The following is a 16,997-nucleotide window of genomic DNA, read 5'->3' as shown; positions in this document are numbered from 1 at the left end:
CCCTTTTTCAGTGTGGGTTATGCTTCTGCCCTGAACCGTGCAATGGAAGACCTTGTGACTGGACCGACTCCACTGGACACGCGCTGGCTCACCGAAGCGGTACGCTTGCGCGAGGAACACGCCGGCCCCCTGGAGGACCAGGAAGCCAACCGCCACGCACGCCAACAGGGTGGCGACCTGGCCACGCGCATAGAGGCGCGCGCACTGTTCCTGGCCGAACGTGACGGCATGACCACCGCCCTGCTTCACTGGAAGCAAGGCGCGCGCCTGGCGCTGCTGGCATTGCTGCTGCTGGCCGTGATCAGCGGCGCGGGCCTGGCCTTTGCCGCCCTTGGCGATGGGCAGCGCCCGGTCAACGTATTCTGGGCGTTGGGCAGCCTGCTCGGGCTGAACCTGCTGATGCTGCTGGGTTGGGCTGCGGGCCTCATCTTGAGCGGCGAACACGGCGCCAGCCTTGGGCGCCTGTGGTTGTGGCTGAGCGAACGTTTTGCCCGCGATGCCAAGGCCGCGCACCTGGCGCCAGCACTGCTGGTGCTGTTGCAACGCCAGCGCCTGAACCGTTGGCTGTTGGGCCTGCTGGTGCACAGCTTATGGGCCCTGGCCATGCTCAGTGCGCTGGCGCTGCTGCTGGCGCTGCTCGCCACCCGGCGCTATGGCTTCGTCTGGGAAACTACCCTGCTCGCTGCAGAGCCCTTTGTGCACCTGACCCAAACCCTCGGCGCGCTGCCCTCGCTGCTCGGCTTTGCCGTGCCGGACGAGAGCATGATCCGCACCAGCGGCGACACCCTGCCGGCCCTGGATGTGGCCCGCCAGGCCTGGGCCAGCTGGTTGCTCGGCGTGGTACTGGTGTATGGCCTGCTGCCGCGCCTGATACTGGCCGGGCTGTGCCTGTGGCGCTGGCGCCAGGGCCGTGAACGCCTGGCCCTGGACCTCAGCCTGCCCGGTTACGCCCAACTGCGCGAAGCCCTGATGCCACGCAGTGAGCGTATCGGCGTGCAGGACGCAGCCCCGCAAACCCTGCCGCAGTTCCAGGCCGGGCAGTTGGAAACCGGCAGCAGCGGTGCCCTGCTGGTCGGCCTGGAGCTGGACGACCAGCGCCCCTGGCCACCTGCGCTGCCCAAAAGTGTGACCGATGCCGGCGTGCTCGACAGCCGCGAATCGCGCAATCGCCTGCTGGAACAGCTCAGCCGCTTCCCCCCGGCGCGCCTGGCCATCGCCTGCGACCCCCGCCGCTCGCCCGACCGTGGCAGCCTGGCATTGCTGGCGGAGCTGGCGCGCAACGCCGCGGCCACGCGCATCTGGTTACTGCAGGCGGCACCCGGCCAGGCCCTGGACGCCGAGCGCCTGGGCGACTGGCACGAAGCACTGGACCGCCTCGGCCTGCCCCACGCGGACACTTCACCGCTGACCTGGCTGGAGCATGGCCATGACTGAGCCGCTGAAACTGGCCGTGGTCGGCCACACCAATGTCGGCAAGACCTCGTTGCTGCGCACGCTTACCCGCGATGTGGGCTTCGGCGAGGTGTCCCATCGCCCAAGCACCACTCGCCACGTCGAAGGCGCACGCCTGTCGGTGGACGGCGAAGCGCTGCTCGAACTCTACGACACCCCTGGCCTGGAAGATGCCATTGCCCTGCTCGATTACCTGGAGCGCCTGGAGCGCCCGGGCGAGCGCCTCGACGGCCCGGCCCGCCTGGAGCGCTTTCTGCAAGGCAGCGAGGCGCGCCAGCGCTTCGAGCAGGAGGCCAAGGTGCTGCGCCAGTTGCTGGCCAGCAACGCCGGCCTGTATGTGATCGACGCCCGCGAGCCGGTGCTGGCCAAGTACCGCGACGAACTGGAAGTGCTGGCCAGTTGCGGCAAACCGCTGCTGCCGGTGCTCAACTTCGTCGCCAGCAGCCAGCACCGCGAGCCCGAATGGCGTGATGCCCTGGCCCGCCTGGGCCTGCATGCGCTGGTGCGGTTCGACAGCGTGGCGCCCCCGGAAGATGGCGAACGCCGCCTTTACGAGAGCCTGGCCTTGCTGCTGGAGGACGCCCGCCCGGCCCTGCAACGGTTGATCGACGACCAACAGGCGCAACGCCTCGCCCGCCAACAAAGCGGCAAGCGGCTGATCGCCGAGTTGCTGCTGGACTGCGCCGCTTGCCGGCGCAGCGTTGCAGCCGAACCTGCTGCCGAGGCCCAGGCTATCGAAGCACTGCGCCAGGACGTCCGCCAGCGTGAACAGCGCTGTGTAGAAGCGTTGCTCAAGCTCTATGCGTTCCGCCGCGAGGATGCCAATGCCGCTGACCTGCCGTTGCTGGACGGGCGCTGGGGCGATGACTTGTTCAACCCGGAAACGTTGAAGTTGCTCGGCGTGCGCCTGGGCAGCGGCGTGGCGGCGGGTGCTGCAGCCGGAGCAGGCGTCGACTTGCTGGTCGGCGGCCTGACGCTTGGTGCTGCCGCGCTGGCCGGCGCCATTGCCGGGGGGGCGCTGCAGACCGCACGCAATTATGGCTCACGGCTGATGGGCAAACTGAAGGGGCAGCGAGAGCTGACCGTGGACGATACAGTGCTGCGGCTGTTGGCCCTGCGCCAGCAACAGTTGATGGCTGCGCTGGACACCCGTGGGCATGCCGCGCAGAACAGCATTCGCCTCGGTGAGCTGGATGAAAAAGCCTGGCGCGAAGGCAAGCTGCCCGAGGCTTTGAACAAGGCGCGGGCGCATCCGCAGTGGTCGACGCTCAACCCGGGGGCGCGGGTGAATCAGGCTGAGCGGCAGGAACAGCTGGAGGCACTGGTTTTGCAGATTTGAGGGTGCCGGTCAGGGCCTCTTCGCGGGCAAGCCCGCTCCTACAGGCGCAGGCTTGCCCGCGAAGAGGCCGGCTCAGGCAGCCGGGATATCGTCCATCGGCCAATTACTGCTGAGCAACCTTCTCCGACTTGCCGTCATAGCGCTTGCGCCACTCGGCCAGGATCTCGTCACGGTTCCTGGAGGCCCAGGCGAAATCGTTCTTGATCAGCCGCTGTTCATAGTCGGCCGGCAGCTCGGTCTGCGGCTTGGCGATGCCCGGGGCGGCGAGCACGGCGAAGTTTTCCTTGTACAGCTCCATGGCCGCAGGGCTTGCCGAGAAGTCGGCCAGCCGCTTGGCGGCTTCGGCCTTCGGCGAGCCTTTGATCAGCGCGGTCGCCTCGATCTCCCAGCCTAGCCCTTCCTTGGGCAATACGATGTCCAACGGGGCACCCTGGCGCTTGAGCTGCACGGCCGGATACTCGAACGAAATACCGATGGGGAATTCGCCCGCCGCCGCCAGCTTGCACGGCTTGGATCCGGAATGGACATACTGGCCGATGTTCTGGTGCAGAGCGTCCATGTAGGCCCAGCCCTGCGGTTCGCCGAAGGTCTGCAGCCAGGCGCTCACGTCCAGGAAGCCGGTGCCGGACGAGGCCGGGTTGGGCATGACGATCTTGCCCTTGTACTCCGGCTTGGTCAGGTCCTGCCAGCTCACCGGTTTGCTCAGGCCCTGCTTCTCGGCCTCGATGGTGTTGAAGCAGATGGTCGCCGCCCACACGTCCATGCCGACCCAGGCCGGCGGGTTGGCGGCGTCGCGGTAGTTGGCGGAGATCTTGCCAAGGTCCTTCGGTGCGTAGGCTTCGAGCATGCCGTTCTGGTCGAGAATGGCCAGGCTGGAGGCAGCCAGGCCCCACACCGCGTCCGCCTGCGGGCGGTCTTTCTCGGCCAGCAGCTTGGCCGTGATGATGCCGGTGGAGTCACGCACCCACTTGATCTCGATGTCCGGGTTGGCCTTTTCGAAGGCTTGCTTGTAGCTCCTGAGCTGCTCGGCTTCCAGGGCGGTGTAGACGGTCAGCTGCGTGCTGGCGGCCGAAGCCTGCAGGCTGAATACGGCGGATACGGCAGCGGCAAGTGCGAGGGGCTTGAACATGATGCGGTTCCTGTCAGTGTGGGCAGTCGGTCAATGGCCAGGCGCGCGCTGGCGCCAGGCCTGGGAGCGGCGCAGCAGGCCGCGGGATGCACCGGCCAGCAACAAGGAGGCAGTGGCGCTGGTCAGCAGAATCAGGGTGGACATGGCGGCAGCGCCGCCGACGTTACCGGCATCGTCCATGTTCAGCACGGCGACGGCGGCAAGGATGGTGTCGGGGCTGTACAGGAAGATCGCTGCCGAGACGGTGGTCATCGCCGAGACGAACAGGTAGCGGATGATGTCCAGCAACGCGGGCAGGCAGATCGGCACGGTGACCCGCACGAAGTGCTTGTACAGCGGCGCCTTGAGTGACAGCGCGGCGGCCTCGAACTCACCGTCGAGCTGGCGTAGCGCGGTGGTGGCGGTCATCTGCGCAGTGGTCAGGTAATGGGCGATGGTGCACACCACCAGCAGCCCCATGCTGCCGTAGAACACATGCAATGGGTTGCCGTTGAGGTTGAAGAAGAAGACATAACCCAGCCCCAGCACCAGGCCGGGCACCGCCATGGGGATGAAGCTGAGCAGGCGCAGGGCTTGGTTGAGCAGGCGCTGGCCCTGGGTCTTCTCCATCAGGTAGGCACCCGCAAAGATCACCAGGCTGCCGATCAGCGCCGTGGCGATGGCCATGGTCACGCTGTTGCGATACGCCAGCCAGCCACCCCCTGCGGTGTCCTCGAACATGTAGTGCTTGAGCGACAAGGTCATGTTGTAGGGCCAGAAGGTCACCAACGACGAGTACACCGCCATGCCGATCACCCCGAGCAGCACTGCGCATACCAGCATCACGATGGCCAGGTAGCAGGCATCACGGCTGCGCGAGGGCTTGGGCTCGAACGCCTGGGCACGGCCGCTCATGGCATCGCCTTGGCGGCGGCGCAGCCAGGCGTCGACGGCAAAGCTCAGCAAGGCGGGCACCAGCAGCACCATGCCGATCAACGCGCCACGGCCGAACTGCTGCTGGCCGACCACCGCTTTATAGGCCTCCAGCGCCAGCACCTGATAATCGCCACCGACCACCACAGGTACTCCGAAGTCGGTGATGGTGAGGGTGAACACCAGGCAGAACGCCGCGAACACGGCCTGGCGCGTAGCCGGCCAGGTAATGCTGCGAAACGCCCGCCACGGCCCGGCGCCCATGCTGGAGGCAGCATCGAACAGGCGGGCATCGGCCAGCGACAAGGACGAGAGCAGGATCATCAGCGCATGCGGAAAGGTGTAGATCGCTTCGCCCAGGACGATGCCCCAAAAGCCATAGATGTTGTCGCTGAGCAGCCCGCGCAGCAGCCCTTGGTTACCGAACAGATAGACCAGCGCAATGGCGGGCAACATCGATGGCGCCAGCAGCGGCAGCAGCGAGATCCCCCGCCACACGCCTTTGGCCGGGATCAGCGTACGCTGCAAGGCGTAAGCGAACAGATACGCCAGCGGTACCACAATCGCGGCAACGGTGGAGGCCACCGCCAGGCTATTGCCGAGCAGCCAGTGGAAGTTCTCGCTGGCAAACAGTTCACGGGCCGCTAGCAGGCCGCCGCCCTGGCCGGCGTCGCCACTGAAGCCACGCCAGAAGATCGCCAGCAATGGCATCAACACCGCCAGCAGCAGCAGAATCAGCAGCAGGCTCTTGCCACCGACGACGAACAGCCGATCACCCAGCGCGACATCATTGCGCGCTGCGGGCTTGGCCTGGGTGAGCGGCAGGGACATTGGCGCGGCCATCTCAGGCAAACACCTGCAGGCTCTGTGGCGGCAGCGCCACCCAGATGTCCTGCGAGCCCAGGCGCGGCATGGCTTCTGGGGTCAGCTCGGCCAGCAGGGAATGCCCTGGCAGGGCTTCGAGCTCGAAGCTCATGCGGCAGCGGTTACCGAGGAAAGTGATTTCGTGGACCTTGGCCGGGAACAGGTTTTCTTCGTGCATAACCGGGTTGACGGTGATCGCCTCCGGGCGGCAGAACAAGCGGCCGCTGCTGGCACGCGGCGCACCGGGGCCCAGGCGCATGCGCATCGCGCCAACCTGGGCATGGCTATCGCCATTGCGCTGGAACGGTAGCCAGTTGCCCTGGCCGACGAATTCGGCAACGAACGGCGTGGCCGGTTGATCGTAGATCTCCTGCGGCGTGGCGTATTGCTCGACCTGGCCGTTGTTCATCACCGCGATGCGGTCGGCCATGAGCATGGCTTCGTCCTGGTTGTGGGTGACCATCAGCGTGGTGATGCCCAGTTGGCGCTGCAACTGGCGCAACTCGGTGCACAGGTGCTCACGCACACGCGCATCCAGCGCCGACATCGGCTCATCGAGCAACAGCAGCGAAGGCGACGGAGCCAGCGCGCGGGCCAGGGCCACGCGTTGCTGCTGGCCACCGGAGAGCTGGCCGGGGTACTTCTTTTCGCTGCCGGCCAGGCCCACCAGTTCGAGCATTTCGGCCACACGCTGGCGGCTCTGGTAACGGCTGCTGCCGGCCAGGCCGTAGGCGATGTTGGCCTCGACGGTGAGGTTGGGGAACAGCGCGTAGGACTGGAACAGGATGCCGTAGTCACGGGCCTGGGGCGGCAGTTCGGAGATATCGCGCTCGCCGATGTACAGCTCACCACGGTCCTGGCGCTCAAGCCCGGCGATGCAGCGCAGCAGGGTGGTCTTGCCGCAACCCGAAGGGCCGAGCAGGCAGACCAGTTCGCCGGCGGCGATATCCAGGGAGACATCGTTCAGCGCCGTGAAGGCGCCGAAACGCTTGTGGATGCCGCGCACTTTCATGTGTGCGCCTGGGGTAGCGGGGTTCATGGCAAGGCCTCATCGAACGGATGGGGCCATGCTAGGAAGGCTGTGCGAAGGTTCTGTGGCGTTCAGGCAAAAGCGGGTGATAGTGGTATAGGCAGACTTTGTAGTGGCCTGGAGGCCCTATCGCCGGCAAGCCGGCTCCCACAGGTTCACCACAGGTCTCCAAGCCAGTGGGCTACCTGTGGGAGTGGGCTTGCCGGCGACAGGGCCGCCGCACATCTAGAACCGTGAACCCACCACTTCCTGCGCCACCCCTAGGAAAGCCGCCGGCAGTCGGGCCTGGCGCCGCTCCTTCAGGCAGTACAGGTACTCGTGCATCAGCGGTGCATTATCCAGCGTCAGCACTCGCAACTCCGGGTTGTGCGGCACCTCGTGCCGGGCAATTACGCTGATGCCGATATTGCGCAACACCGCCTCGCGGATCGACTCGCGGCTGCCGATCTCCAGCAACGCCGAGGCCTTCACACCGGCATCCGCCATCATCTGTTCGGTCAGCTTGCGAGTGGTCGAGCCCTTTTCGCGCATCAGCAGGCAGTGCCCCGCCACCACGTCGATGGACACCGCCTGGCGGTGCGCCAACGGATGATTGCGATGCATGGCCACCACCAGCGGGTCGGTCCCCAGCACGCGCCGTACCAGGCGGGCGTCTTCAAGCAACTGCGACGATGCGGCGATATCCACACGGTAATCCTCGAGCATCTCCAGCACCTGCTGCGAGTTGCCGATCTCAACCGCCACTTCCACCTGGGGCAGGCGCTCGCGGAAGATCTTCACCAGGTCGAGGATGTAATAAGGCGCGGTGGCGGCAATACGCAGGCTACCCTGGGAGTGGCCGCTGTTGCGCAGTTCGAACTCGATGTCGGCCTCCTGCTGCAGCAGCGCCTTGACCATCGGCAGCAGGCGCACGCCCTCCTCGCTCAACACCAGGCGCCGGCCACCGCGGTAGAACAGCTCTACCGCGTACTGGCTCTCCAGGTTACGGACCTGCGTGGTCACCGTCGGCTGGCTGAGCCCAAGCTTCTTCGCCGCCAGGGTGATGCTGCCCAGGCGGGCCACCATGTAGAAAGCTTTGAGCTCGGCGCTCAGCATTGCATGACCTCATTTGCGCAACAGGCGCAGACCGTTGAACACCACCAGCAGGCTGACGCCCATGTCGGCGAACACCGCCATCCACAGGGTGGCCATGCCGGCAAAGGTGATCGCCAGGAATATGGCCTTGATGCCCAACGCCAGAACGATGTTCTGCGTCAGGATCGCCGCACTTTGGCGCGACAGCCTGACGAACGCCGGGATTTTGCGCAAGTCGTCATCCATCAGCGCCACGTCGGCGGTCTCGATGGCGGTGTCGGTACCGGCAGCGGCCATGGCAAACCCGATCTCGGCACGGGCCAGGGCCGGCGCATCGTTGATGCCGTCCCCCACCATGCCCACCCGGTGGCCCTGGGCATACAGCTGCTCGATGGTGGTCAGTTTGTCGGCAGGCAACAGGTTGCCCTCGGCCCGGTCGATGCCGACCTGGGCAGCGATGGCCTGGGCGGTATGCGGATTGTCGCCGGTCAGCATGACAGTCTTGATGCCCAGCGCGTGCAACTCGGCGATGGCCTGGCGGCTGGTGTCCTTGACCGTGTCGGCCACGGCAAACAGTGCCAGCGGGCCAGAGCGGTCGAGCAACAGCACCACGGTCTTGCCCTGACGCTCAAGTTCATCCAGTTGCGCCTCGAGCTGCGGCGAGCACAGGCCCAGCTCCTCCACCAGGCGATGGTTGCCCAGGTGGTAGGTGTGGCCGTCGATGTCGCCGCGCACGCCCCGCCCCGCCAGGGCGGCGAACCCGCTGACCTCACTCAGAGCCAGCCCCTGCGCCTTGCCAAACTGGGCAATGGCAGCTGAAACCGGGTGGTCGGAGCGGTCGGCCAGGCTGGCCGCCAATGCCTGGGCGCGGCCTTCGAACAGCGGGTCGAGGACCTTTGCATCGGTTTGCACCGGCTTGCCGTGGGTGAGGGTGCCGGTCTTGTCCAAGGCCAGGAAGTCCAGCTTGCGGCCCCCTTCCAGGTAGACGCCGCCCTTGATCAGGATACCCTTGCGCGCGGCAGCAGCCAGGCCGCTGACGATGGTCACAGGGGTAGAAATCACCAGCGCACACGGGCACGCCACCACCAGCAGTACCAGTGCGCGGTAGACCCAGTCGAACCAGGCGCCGGCCAGGAACAGGGGTGGGATGATCGCCACCGCCAAAGCCAGGGCGAACACCACCGGGGTGTAGATGCGCGAAAACGTATCGACGAAACGCTGGGTAGGTGCACGAGCGCCCTGCGCTTCTTCGACGGCTTTGATGATCCGCGCCAAGGTGGAGTGCCCTGCGGCAGCAGTGACACGGTATTCCAACGCGCCGGCCTGGTTGATGGTGCCGGCGAACAGCTTGTCGCCTGCAGCCTTCTCGACTGGCAGGCTTTCGCCGGTGATCGGCGCCTGATCGACGCTGGATTGCCCACTGGTCACTTCGCCATCCAGGCCGATACGCTCGCCGGGGCGTACCCGTACCTGCGCACCGAGCGCCACCTGGCGCACTTCAACCTCGCGCCACTGGCCATCGGCCTGCTGCACCGTGGCCATGTCCGGCGTGAGCTGCATCAGCCCGCCGATGGCATTGCGCGCGCGGTCCAGGGAGCGCGCCTCGATCAATTCGGCGATGGTGAACAGCACCATGACCATCGCCGCCTCCGGCCACTGGCCGATCAGTACGGCGCCGGTCACGGCGATGCTCATCAGTGCGTTGATGTTGAGGTTGCGGTTCTTCAGGGCAATCCAGCCCTTCTTGTAGGTGCCTAAACCACAACCGAGGATCGCCGCCAGCGCCAACGCCGCCACCACCCACTCCGGTGCCAGGGCGCTGAAGTGGACGATTTCGGCAGCGACCGCCGCAGCGCCGGACAGCGCCAGCTGCAACCAACGGGTTTTGACCGGTAGTGGCGCGGCAGCGCTGTCTTCCTGATCATCGGCCAAGGGTTCAGCCTTCATGCCCAGGCTGTCGATGGCACGCTCGATGTCGACGGTGCCGGCCAGGGTGTGGCGAACGCCGAGCACGCGGTTGATCAGGTTGAACTCCAGCTGCTCGATACCGGCCAACTTGCCCAGCTTGTCCTGGATCAGCGTCTGCTCGGTGGGGCAGTCCATTGCCTGAATACGAAAACGGCTGAGCCGGGCCGTATCGCTGGCCTTTTCGCTCAGTTGCACGAGGGCCGGTGCGGCACTGGAGCCGCAGCAGCTGTGAGCATGGGCGTCGTGGCAGTGGCTCTCGCCGCCATGGGCGTGGTCGTGGTCGTGCTCGTGCGAATGGTTGGGGCTGACAGGCTGGTTCATGGGGTCATCCTTAATGTGCGCCTGTTGCCAAGTGAACACCCTGTAGCCACTATAGGGTCAAGCCACTTGCTGGAGATTTCGCAATGAAGATCGGAGAACTGGCCAAAGCCACCGACTGCGCCGTGGAAACCATCCGCTATTACGAGCGTGAACAGCTGCTGCCGGAGCCGGCGCGCACCGACGGCAACTATCGGCTGTACACCCAGGCCCATGTCGAGCGCCTGACCTTCATCCGCAACTGCCGCACCTTGGACATGACCCTGGACGAAATCCGCAGCCTGCTGCGCCTGCGCGACAGCCCGGAAGGCTCATGCGGCAGCGTCAATGCGTTGATCGACGAGCACATCGAGCATGTGCAGGCGCGCATCGACGGGTTGGTCGCATTGCAGGAACAACTGGTGGAACTGCGTCGGCGCTGCAATGCCCAGGGCACAGAATGCGCAATCTTGCAGCAGTTGGAGGTCAACGGCGCGGTCACGGTGCCTGAGGGCGAGCCCTCCCATGTCGGCCGCAGCCACGGCCACTGATAGCACTGTGCTTCTAGGGCATCAGCCCTACAGTCACGTGTGGGGGATGGGCAGATAATCAGGGGGCTTTTCTCAACAGGGAGTACTACCGATGAGCACAACCCTTGGCGCACTACGTGAACTGAGCGAAGAGGAAGCCGAACAGGCAAGCGGCGGCGAGCACCGCCCCAGCGACCCGCCGCTGCAGTTTCCCGAATGGCCTGACGAGCTGTTCGGTTGGACCGGCGACCTCTGACCACACAGGAGTGACAACCATGCCTTGCGAAACCCTGCCTACCCCACGCACGCTCAGCAGCGAAGAGCTGGAGCTGGTCGCTGGCGGCCATGATGCGACCATCATGCCGGTGGTTCCACCGGTGACCCTCAAGCCCGACGTGCCGCCACCGCACTTGCCGCGCGTGCCGGATGTACCGCCGCCGAATGACATCCGAGGGCCGAACATTCCGCTCTGAAGGATGCCCCGCAGCCCATCACCGTCGGCGATGGGCTGCCGGCGTGTCGATCAAACCGCCATCGGCGCCGTCATCGGCGCGTGGTGTTCATACCCTTCCAGGCTGAAGTCGCTCGGTTCGATCTTCTCCAGCCACTCCGGCTCGTACTTGCCCGTCTCGGCAAACGCCGGTACGCGGTCGCTGATCACCAGCTTCGGCGCTTCCAGCGGCTCGCGCTTGAGCTGCTCGTTGAGCATGTCCAGATGGTTCTCGTACACATGAGCGTCGCCGATGAAGTAGGTGAACCAGCGCGGTGTATAACCGGTCAGGCGGCCGAACAGCGACAGCAGCGCAGCGCCTTCGGTCAGGTTGAACGGCGTGCCCAGGCCCAGGTCATTGGAACGGATGTAAAGGGTCAGGGAAATTTCCCTGGTCTCGACGTTCGGGTGGAACTGGTACAGCAAGTGGCACGGCGGCAGCGCCATTTCGTCCAGCTGGGCGCAGTTCCAGCCGTGGAACAGGATGCGGCGGCTGCCCGGGTCGTTGGCGATGGTGTCCAGGCACTGACGTACCTGGTCGATGGCCTTGTACAGGATGACGAACGCCTGGCCGTCTTCCTCGTCCTGGGCAATCTTGCGGAAGCCGGCTTTTTCAGCCATCGCGATAGCTGCCGGGTTGTTCAGCGGAACGCGCTTGTAGCCCGGCCACTGGCGCCATTGCACGCCGTATATTTCGCCGAGGTCGTCATGGCCCTGGCGGAACGGGTTGGCCAACCACTGGGCATTCTCGTTGGCGTTCTGGTCCCAGACCTTGCAGCCCAGCTCGCGGAACTCACCGGCGTTTTTCACGCCCCGCAGGAAGCCGACCATCTCGCCGATTGCCGACTTGAACGCCAGCTTGCGTGTGGTGATGGCCGGGAAGCCCTTCTGCAGGTCGAAACGCAGCATGGCACCTGGCAAGCTGATGGTACGGATGCCGGTGCGGTTTTCCTGCAGGGTGCCGTTTTCGATGACGTCGCGGACCAGATCTAGATACTGTTTCATGACTTTCCTGTAACAAGAACGGCAGGGGGATCGCCCCTGCCGTGAAAATCATACGGCTGGTTTTGCCGTAGGTTTGCGGTTGTAGGCCAACCAGATCAAGAACAGGCCACCGGCGATCATCGGCACGCAGAGTAATTGACCCATGGTCAGCCAGCCGAAGGCGATGTAGCCAAGCTGGGCGTCAGGCACTCGCACGAACTCCACGATAAACCGGAAAATCCCGTAGAACAGCGCGAACATGCCGGAAACGGCCATGGTCGGGCGCGGTTTGCGCGAGTACAACCAGAGAATCACGAATAATGCCACACCTTCCAGGGCAAACTGGTACAGCTGCGACGGATGACGGGGCAACTGGGCCGGGTCGCTGAACGGCGGGAAGACCATCGCCCACGGCACGTCGGTTGCCTTGCCCCACAGCTCGGCATTGATGAAGTTGCCGATACGCCCTGCACCCAGGCCAATCGGCACCAGCGGGGCGACGAAGTCCATGAGCTCGAAGAACGACTTGTTGTTGCGCTTGCCGAACCACAGCGCCGCCAGCATCACGCCGATGAAGCCACCGTGGAAGGACATGCCGCCCTTCCACACCTCGAAGATCAGCGTCGGATTGGCCAAGTAGGCGTGCAGGTCGTAGAACAGCACGTAACCCAGACGCCCACCGACGATCACCCCCATCGACAACCAGAACACCAGGTCGGAGAGCTTTTCACGCGACCAGGTGGGGTCGAAACGGTTGAGCCGGCGCGAGGCCAGCAACCAGGCGCCGCCGATACCGATCAGGTACATCAGGCCGTACCAGTGGATTTTCAGTGGCCCGAGGGCCACGGCCACGGGGTCTATCTGCGGGTAAGGCAGCATGCATATTCCTCTCGTTTCAAATCAGAAAGCTCAGGCCAACGCAGAACAGCAGCGCGGCGAACAGACGCTTGAGCAGGCGCGGCGACAACTTGTGCGCCAGGCGCGCGCCGAAGCGGGCAAAAAACATGCTGGTCAGGGCAATGCCGACCAGCGCTGGCAGGTACACGTAGCCCACGCTGTGGGCAGGCAGGTGTTCTTCATGCCAGCCCAGCCACATGAAGCTCAGGGCGCTGGCGATGGCGATCGGCAGGCCGCAGGCCGACGAGGTGGCCACTGCCTGCTGCATCGGCAGGCTGCGCCAGGTCAGGAACGGCACGGTCAACGACCCACCGCCGATACCGAAGATCGCCGATGCCCAGCCGATCACCCCACCGGCACCGATCAGCGCAGGCTTGCCAGGGATGCCACGGCTGGCCTTGGGTTTGAGGTCCAAGGCCATCTGCGCCGCGATGATCAGCGCGAATACGCCAATGATCTTCTGCAACTGCGGGCCCTGGATCAGCGAGGCGGTCTTGGCCCCCACACCGGCGCCGAGCAGGATACCGACGGTCATCCAGGCGAAGATCGGCCATTGCACCGCGCCCCGGCGATGGTGCTCGAGCACGGCGTTGATGGAGGTGAAGACGATGGTTGCCAGCGAAGTACCGACCGCCAGGTGGGTAAGCACCGAGGCGTCGAAGCCCTGCAGGGTGAAGCTGAACACCAGAACCGGCACGATGATGATGCCGCCGCCCACGCCGAACAGCCCCGCCAGCACGCCTGCGCAGGCGCCCAACAGCAGATAGAGTGCGAACTCCATTCGTCGTCCCCGAGAAAAACAATCCGGCATGGTAACGGAAGCCGGGCACGAGGCTCTAGTGAACTCTGTGACAGGATGGATCGCCACCGCCGCAGTGGGTAGAGTGGCAGAAAACACAGAGGCCCAACCGATGTGCCTGATCGTATTCGCCTGGCGGCCGGGGCATGCCCTGCCGCTGATCGTGGCGGCCAACCGCGACGAGTTCTATGCCCGGCCCACTCAAGCCCTGACGGGCTGGGAAGATGCACCCGGCGTGCATGCCGGACGCGACCTGGAGGCTGGCGGCACATGGCTGGGCGTGGGGCCGCAGGGGCGGTTTGCCGCGCTGACCAACATTCGCGACCCGGGGCAACCCTTGGGTCCGCGCTCACGCGGCGAACTGGTGGCCGGGTATCTGCAGGGTGAACTTGGCGTCGAGGCCTACCTGGACCAGGTCGCAAGCCGCAGCAAACAGTATTCGGGGTTCAACCTGCTGGTGGGCGATGGGCGCCAGCTGGGGTACCTGCATGCTCGCGAAGCGGCTCCGCGCCTGCTGGCGCCTGGGGTGTACGGGCTTTCCAATGCCGGGCTGGATACGCCGTGGCCGAAACTGGTGAAGGCCCGCCGTGGGCTGGAGAGGTTGCTGGACTCAGCTGAACCGCAGCAACTGCTGGCGCTGCTGGCTGATGCTGAGCCGGCGTCGGACGGGGAACTGCCAGAAACTGGCGTGGGCCTGGCAACGGAAAAGCTGTTGTCGAGTGTGTTTATTGCCAGTCAGAACTATGGAACAAGGGCCAGTACAGTGCTGATTGTGGATGATCAGGGGAAACGACGGCTGACCGAACGCAGTTTCGGGCCGTTTGGCGGGCACCTTGGCGAGGTAGAGCTGCGGGTTTGAGGGTGTTTGTTCCGGCCCTTTCGCGGGGCAAGCCCGCTCCCACAATGTTCGGTGTTGGCAGAGCCATAGTGGGATCTCAAAGGGTCTTGTTGGCCCCAGGCCCGATCATCCGCGCCAGGCCAAGGTTTTTCAGCGCCAGCTGCAGCGAGCTGTGGATAACCTGCGGGTTGTCATGGCTCATGGCATCGGCCAGCAATTCCTTGGCCTTGCTCATGTTGATCTGGCGCAGCATCCACTTCACCTTCGGCAGGTTGGTGGCGTTCATCGACAGGCTGTCGAAACCCATGGCCATCAACAGGATTGCCGCTGCGGGGTCACCGGCCATCTCGCCGCAAATACTCACCGGCTTGCCTTCCCCATGGGCATCGCGCACCACGGTATTCAAGGCCTGCAACACGGCCGGGTGCAGGTAGTCGTACAGGTCGGCTACCCGCGGGTTGTTGCGGTCGACTGCCAGCAGGTACTGAGTCAGGTCGTTGGAGCCGACCGACAGGAAGTCCACCTGCCGCGCCAGTTCCTTGGTCTGGTACACCGCAGCCGGAATTTCGACCATCACGCCCACCGGCGGCATTGGCACGTCGGTGCCTTCGTCGCGCACCTCGCCCCAGGCACGGTGGATCAGGTGCAGCGCCTCTTCCAGTTCGTGAATGCCAGAGATCATCGGCAGCAGAATGCGCAGGTTGTTCAGGCCCTCGCTGGCCTTGAGCATGGCGCGGGTCTGGACCAGGAAGATTTCCGGGTGGTCGAGGGTGACGCGGATGCCGCGCCAGCCCAAAAACGGGTTTTCTTCCTTGATCGGGAAGTACGACAGCGACTTGTCACCGCCGATATCGAGGGTGCGCATGGTCACCGGCAGCGGGTGGAAGGCCGCCAGTTGTTCGCGATAAATCGCCAGCTGTTCTTTCTCGCTGGGGAAGCGCTGGTTGATCATGAACGGCACTTCGGTGCGGTACAGGCCCACGCCTTCGGCACCACGCTGCTGGGCACGGGCCACATCGGCGAGCAGGCCGGTGTTGACCCACAGGGGCATGCGGTGGCCGTCGAGGGTGACGCACGGCAGCTCACGCAGCGCGTCGAGGCCCTGGGCCAGCTGGCGCTCTTCTTCGACCACTTCGCTGTATTGCTTGCGCAGTACATCGCTGGGGTTGGTAAATACCTCGCCCTTGTAACCGTCGACGATCAGCTCGATGCCGTCGACCTTGGAATACGGCAGGTCGACCAGGCCCATGACCGTCGGAATGCCCATGGCACGGGCCAGGATGGCGACGTGGGAGTTGCCCGAACCCAGCACCGACACCAGGCCGACCAGCTTGCCTTCCGGCACTTCGCCGAGCATTGCCGGGGTCAGTTCTTCGCTGACCAGAATGGTGTTGTCGGCATACACCAACGACTGCGAGCGGGCTTCCTGCAGGTAGGCCAGCAGGCGGCGGCCGAGGTCCTTGACGTCCGAGGCGCGCTCGCGCAGGTAATCGTCGTCCATCAATTCGAAGCGGTTGACGTGCTCGCCAACCACCTGGCGCAAGGCGCCCTGCGCCCACTGGCCGGTCTTGATGACTTCGGTCACCTCACCGCCCAGGGCTGCGTCTTCGAGCATCATCAGGTACACGTCGAACAGCGCACGCTCTTCGGGGCGCAGCTGGGTAGCCAGCTTGGCCGAGAGCTTGCGCATGTCGGCGCGCACGCCTTCGAGGGCGTTGTTGAACAGTTTGAGTTCGGCGTCGATGTCTTCGACAGTCTTGTCTGGCACCACTTCCAGATCGGCCGGCGGCAGCATGACCACCGCACGCCCGACAGCGGCACCCGGCGAGCCGGGCACGCCAACGAAGCGCGCTTCCTGGATGCCCTTGCCCTGGCGGCCCAGGCCACGAATGGAGCCGGTAGCCTCGGCGTGGGCGATAACCCCGGCGAGCTGAGCACTCATGGTCACCAGGAAGGCTTCTTCGCCCTCGTCGAACTGGCGGCGTTCTTTCTGCTGGATGACCAACACGCCGACCACGCGGCGGTGGTGGATGATCGGCGCACCGAGGAATGAGGCAAATTTTTCTTCGCCGGTTTCGGCAAAATAGCGATAACGCGGGTGGTCCGCAGCGTTTTCCAGGTTCAGCGGCTCTTCCCGGGTACCGACCAGGCCGACCAGGCCCTCGTTGGGGGCCATGCTGACCTTGCCGATGGAACGCTTGTTCAGGCCTTCGCTGGCCATCAGCACGAAGCGGTTGGTTTCTGGGTCGAGCAGGTAGACCGAGCAGACCTGGCTGCCCATGGCTTCCTTCACGCGCAAGACGATGATGCCCAACGCCGTCTTGAGATCTTTGGCGGAGTTCACTTCCTGGACGATCTTGCGCAGCGTATTGAGCATGGCTCGGGGTCGAACTC

Annotated in this window: 15 protein-coding genes; 6 read left to right on the top strand and 9 right to left on the bottom strand. The window is 64.9% G+C overall.

All coding sequences use genetic code 11. The features are described from left to right. The first annotated feature begins 42 nt into the window (after window positions 1-42). Both ACNQPL_RS07005 and ACNQPL_RS07000 read left to right on the top strand, forming a co-directional pair. Window positions 43-1,434: a DUF2868 domain-containing protein gene (locus ACNQPL_RS07005; RefSeq protein ID WP_416466288.1), complete on the top strand. Its 1,392-nt coding sequence runs from the start codon at window positions 43-45 to the stop codon at window positions 1,432-1,434. Then, complete coding sequence (locus ACNQPL_RS07000) at window positions 1,427-2,791, top strand: GTPase/DUF3482 domain-containing protein (protein WP_416466287.1); 1,365 nt, start codon at window positions 1,427-1,429, stop codon at window positions 2,789-2,791. Before ACNQPL_RS07005 ends, ACNQPL_RS07000 begins: the two co-directional genes overlap by 8 nt. A gap of 103 nt (window positions 2,792-2,894) precedes the next feature. On the opposite strand, the gene ACNQPL_RS06995 is transcribed toward ACNQPL_RS07000, so the two are convergent. From ACNQPL_RS06995 to ACNQPL_RS06975, 5 genes are all read right to left on the bottom strand, one after another. Continuing rightward, the gene (locus tag ACNQPL_RS06995) at window positions 2,895-3,920 is read right to left on the bottom strand and encodes a putative 2-aminoethylphosphonate ABC transporter substrate-binding protein (RefSeq protein WP_416466286.1); all 1,026 of its coding nucleotides are present in this window, start codon (window positions 3,918-3,920) and stop codon (window positions 2,895-2,897) included. 30 nt (window positions 3,921-3,950) lie between these two features. Continuing rightward, complete coding sequence (locus tag ACNQPL_RS06990; protein ID WP_346614195.1) at window positions 3,951-5,675, bottom strand: putative 2-aminoethylphosphonate ABC transporter permease subunit; 1,725 nt, start codon at window positions 5,673-5,675, stop codon at window positions 3,951-3,953. 1 nt (window position 5,676) lies between these two features. Then, on the bottom strand, window positions 5,677-6,735 hold the full coding sequence (locus ACNQPL_RS06985) for a putative 2-aminoethylphosphonate ABC transporter ATP-binding protein (RefSeq protein WP_416466285.1): 1,059 nt from the start codon (window positions 6,733-6,735) through the stop codon (window positions 5,677-5,679). A 216-nt stretch (window positions 6,736-6,951) separates the two neighbouring features. Further along, window positions 6,952-7,821, bottom strand: coding sequence for a LysR family transcriptional regulator (locus ACNQPL_RS06980; protein ID WP_346614197.1), 870 nt, complete (start codon window positions 7,819-7,821; stop codon window positions 6,952-6,954). A gap of 9 nt (window positions 7,822-7,830) precedes the next feature. Then, entirely contained in the window at window positions 7,831-10,089 is a 2,259-nt protein-coding gene (locus ACNQPL_RS06975; protein WP_416466284.1) for a heavy metal translocating P-type ATPase, read from the bottom strand. An 83-nt stretch (window positions 10,090-10,172) separates the two neighbouring features. On the opposite strand from ACNQPL_RS06975, the gene cadR reads away from it, so the two are divergent. The 3 genes from cadR (at window position 10,173) to ACNQPL_RS06960 (ending at window position 11,068) form a co-directional block, all read left to right on the top strand. Then, window positions 10,173-10,616: a cadmium resistance transcriptional regulator CadR gene (gene cadR / locus ACNQPL_RS06970; RefSeq protein WP_387522878.1), complete on the top strand. Its 444-nt coding sequence runs from the start codon at window positions 10,173-10,175 to the stop codon at window positions 10,614-10,616. Between the two features lie 91 nt (window positions 10,617-10,707). After that, window positions 10,708-10,851, top strand: a complete 144-nt coding sequence (locus ACNQPL_RS06965) for a hypothetical protein (RefSeq protein ID WP_387522879.1) — start codon at window positions 10,708-10,710, stop codon at window positions 10,849-10,851. Window positions 10,852-10,870: 19 nt separating this feature from the next. Beyond that, window positions 10,871-11,068, top strand: a complete 198-nt coding sequence (locus tag ACNQPL_RS06960) for a hypothetical protein (RefSeq protein WP_346614201.1) — start codon at window positions 10,871-10,873, stop codon at window positions 11,066-11,068. A 50-nt stretch (window positions 11,069-11,118) separates the two neighbouring features. On the opposite strand, the gene ACNQPL_RS06955 is transcribed toward ACNQPL_RS06960, so the two are convergent. The 3 genes from ACNQPL_RS06955 to ACNQPL_RS06945 are packed head-to-tail and all read right to left on the bottom strand — an operon-like array spanning window position 11,119 to window position 13,747. Then, window positions 11,119-12,090 carry a thymidylate synthase gene (locus ACNQPL_RS06955; RefSeq protein WP_387522881.1) on the bottom strand — a complete coding sequence of 324 codons (972 nt, stop codon included), beginning with the start codon at window positions 12,088-12,090 and terminating at the stop codon, window positions 11,119-11,121. Window positions 12,091-12,138: 48 nt separating this feature from the next. Next, entirely contained in the window at window positions 12,139-12,948 is an 810-nt protein-coding gene (gene lgt / locus ACNQPL_RS06950) for a prolipoprotein diacylglyceryl transferase (RefSeq protein WP_346614203.1), read from the bottom strand. Window positions 12,949-12,964: 16 nt separating this feature from the next. Then, entirely contained in the window at window positions 12,965-13,747 is a 783-nt protein-coding gene (locus tag ACNQPL_RS06945; RefSeq protein ID WP_346614204.1) for a sulfite exporter TauE/SafE family protein, read from the bottom strand. A gap of 130 nt (window positions 13,748-13,877) precedes the next feature. Here ACNQPL_RS06945 and ACNQPL_RS06940 point away from each other — a divergent pair, with 130 nt between their 5' ends. Beyond that, entirely contained in the window at window positions 13,878-14,624 is a 747-nt protein-coding gene (locus ACNQPL_RS06940; RefSeq protein ID WP_346614205.1) for an NRDE family protein, read from the top strand. 76 nt (window positions 14,625-14,700) lie between these two features. On the opposite strand, the gene ptsP is transcribed toward ACNQPL_RS06940, so the two are convergent. Continuing rightward, window positions 14,701-16,980, bottom strand: a complete 2,280-nt coding sequence (gene ptsP, locus ACNQPL_RS06935; protein ID WP_346614206.1) for a phosphoenolpyruvate--protein phosphotransferase — start codon at window positions 16,978-16,980, stop codon at window positions 14,701-14,703. Window positions 16,981-16,997: the final 17 nt, after the last annotated feature.

The organism is Pseudomonas sp. LFS044, from assembly GCF_047978245.1.
Taxonomy (GTDB): Bacteria; Pseudomonadota; Gammaproteobacteria; order Pseudomonadales; family Pseudomonadaceae; genus Aquipseudomonas.
This window is presented reverse-complemented; position numbering and strand designations above follow the sequence as displayed.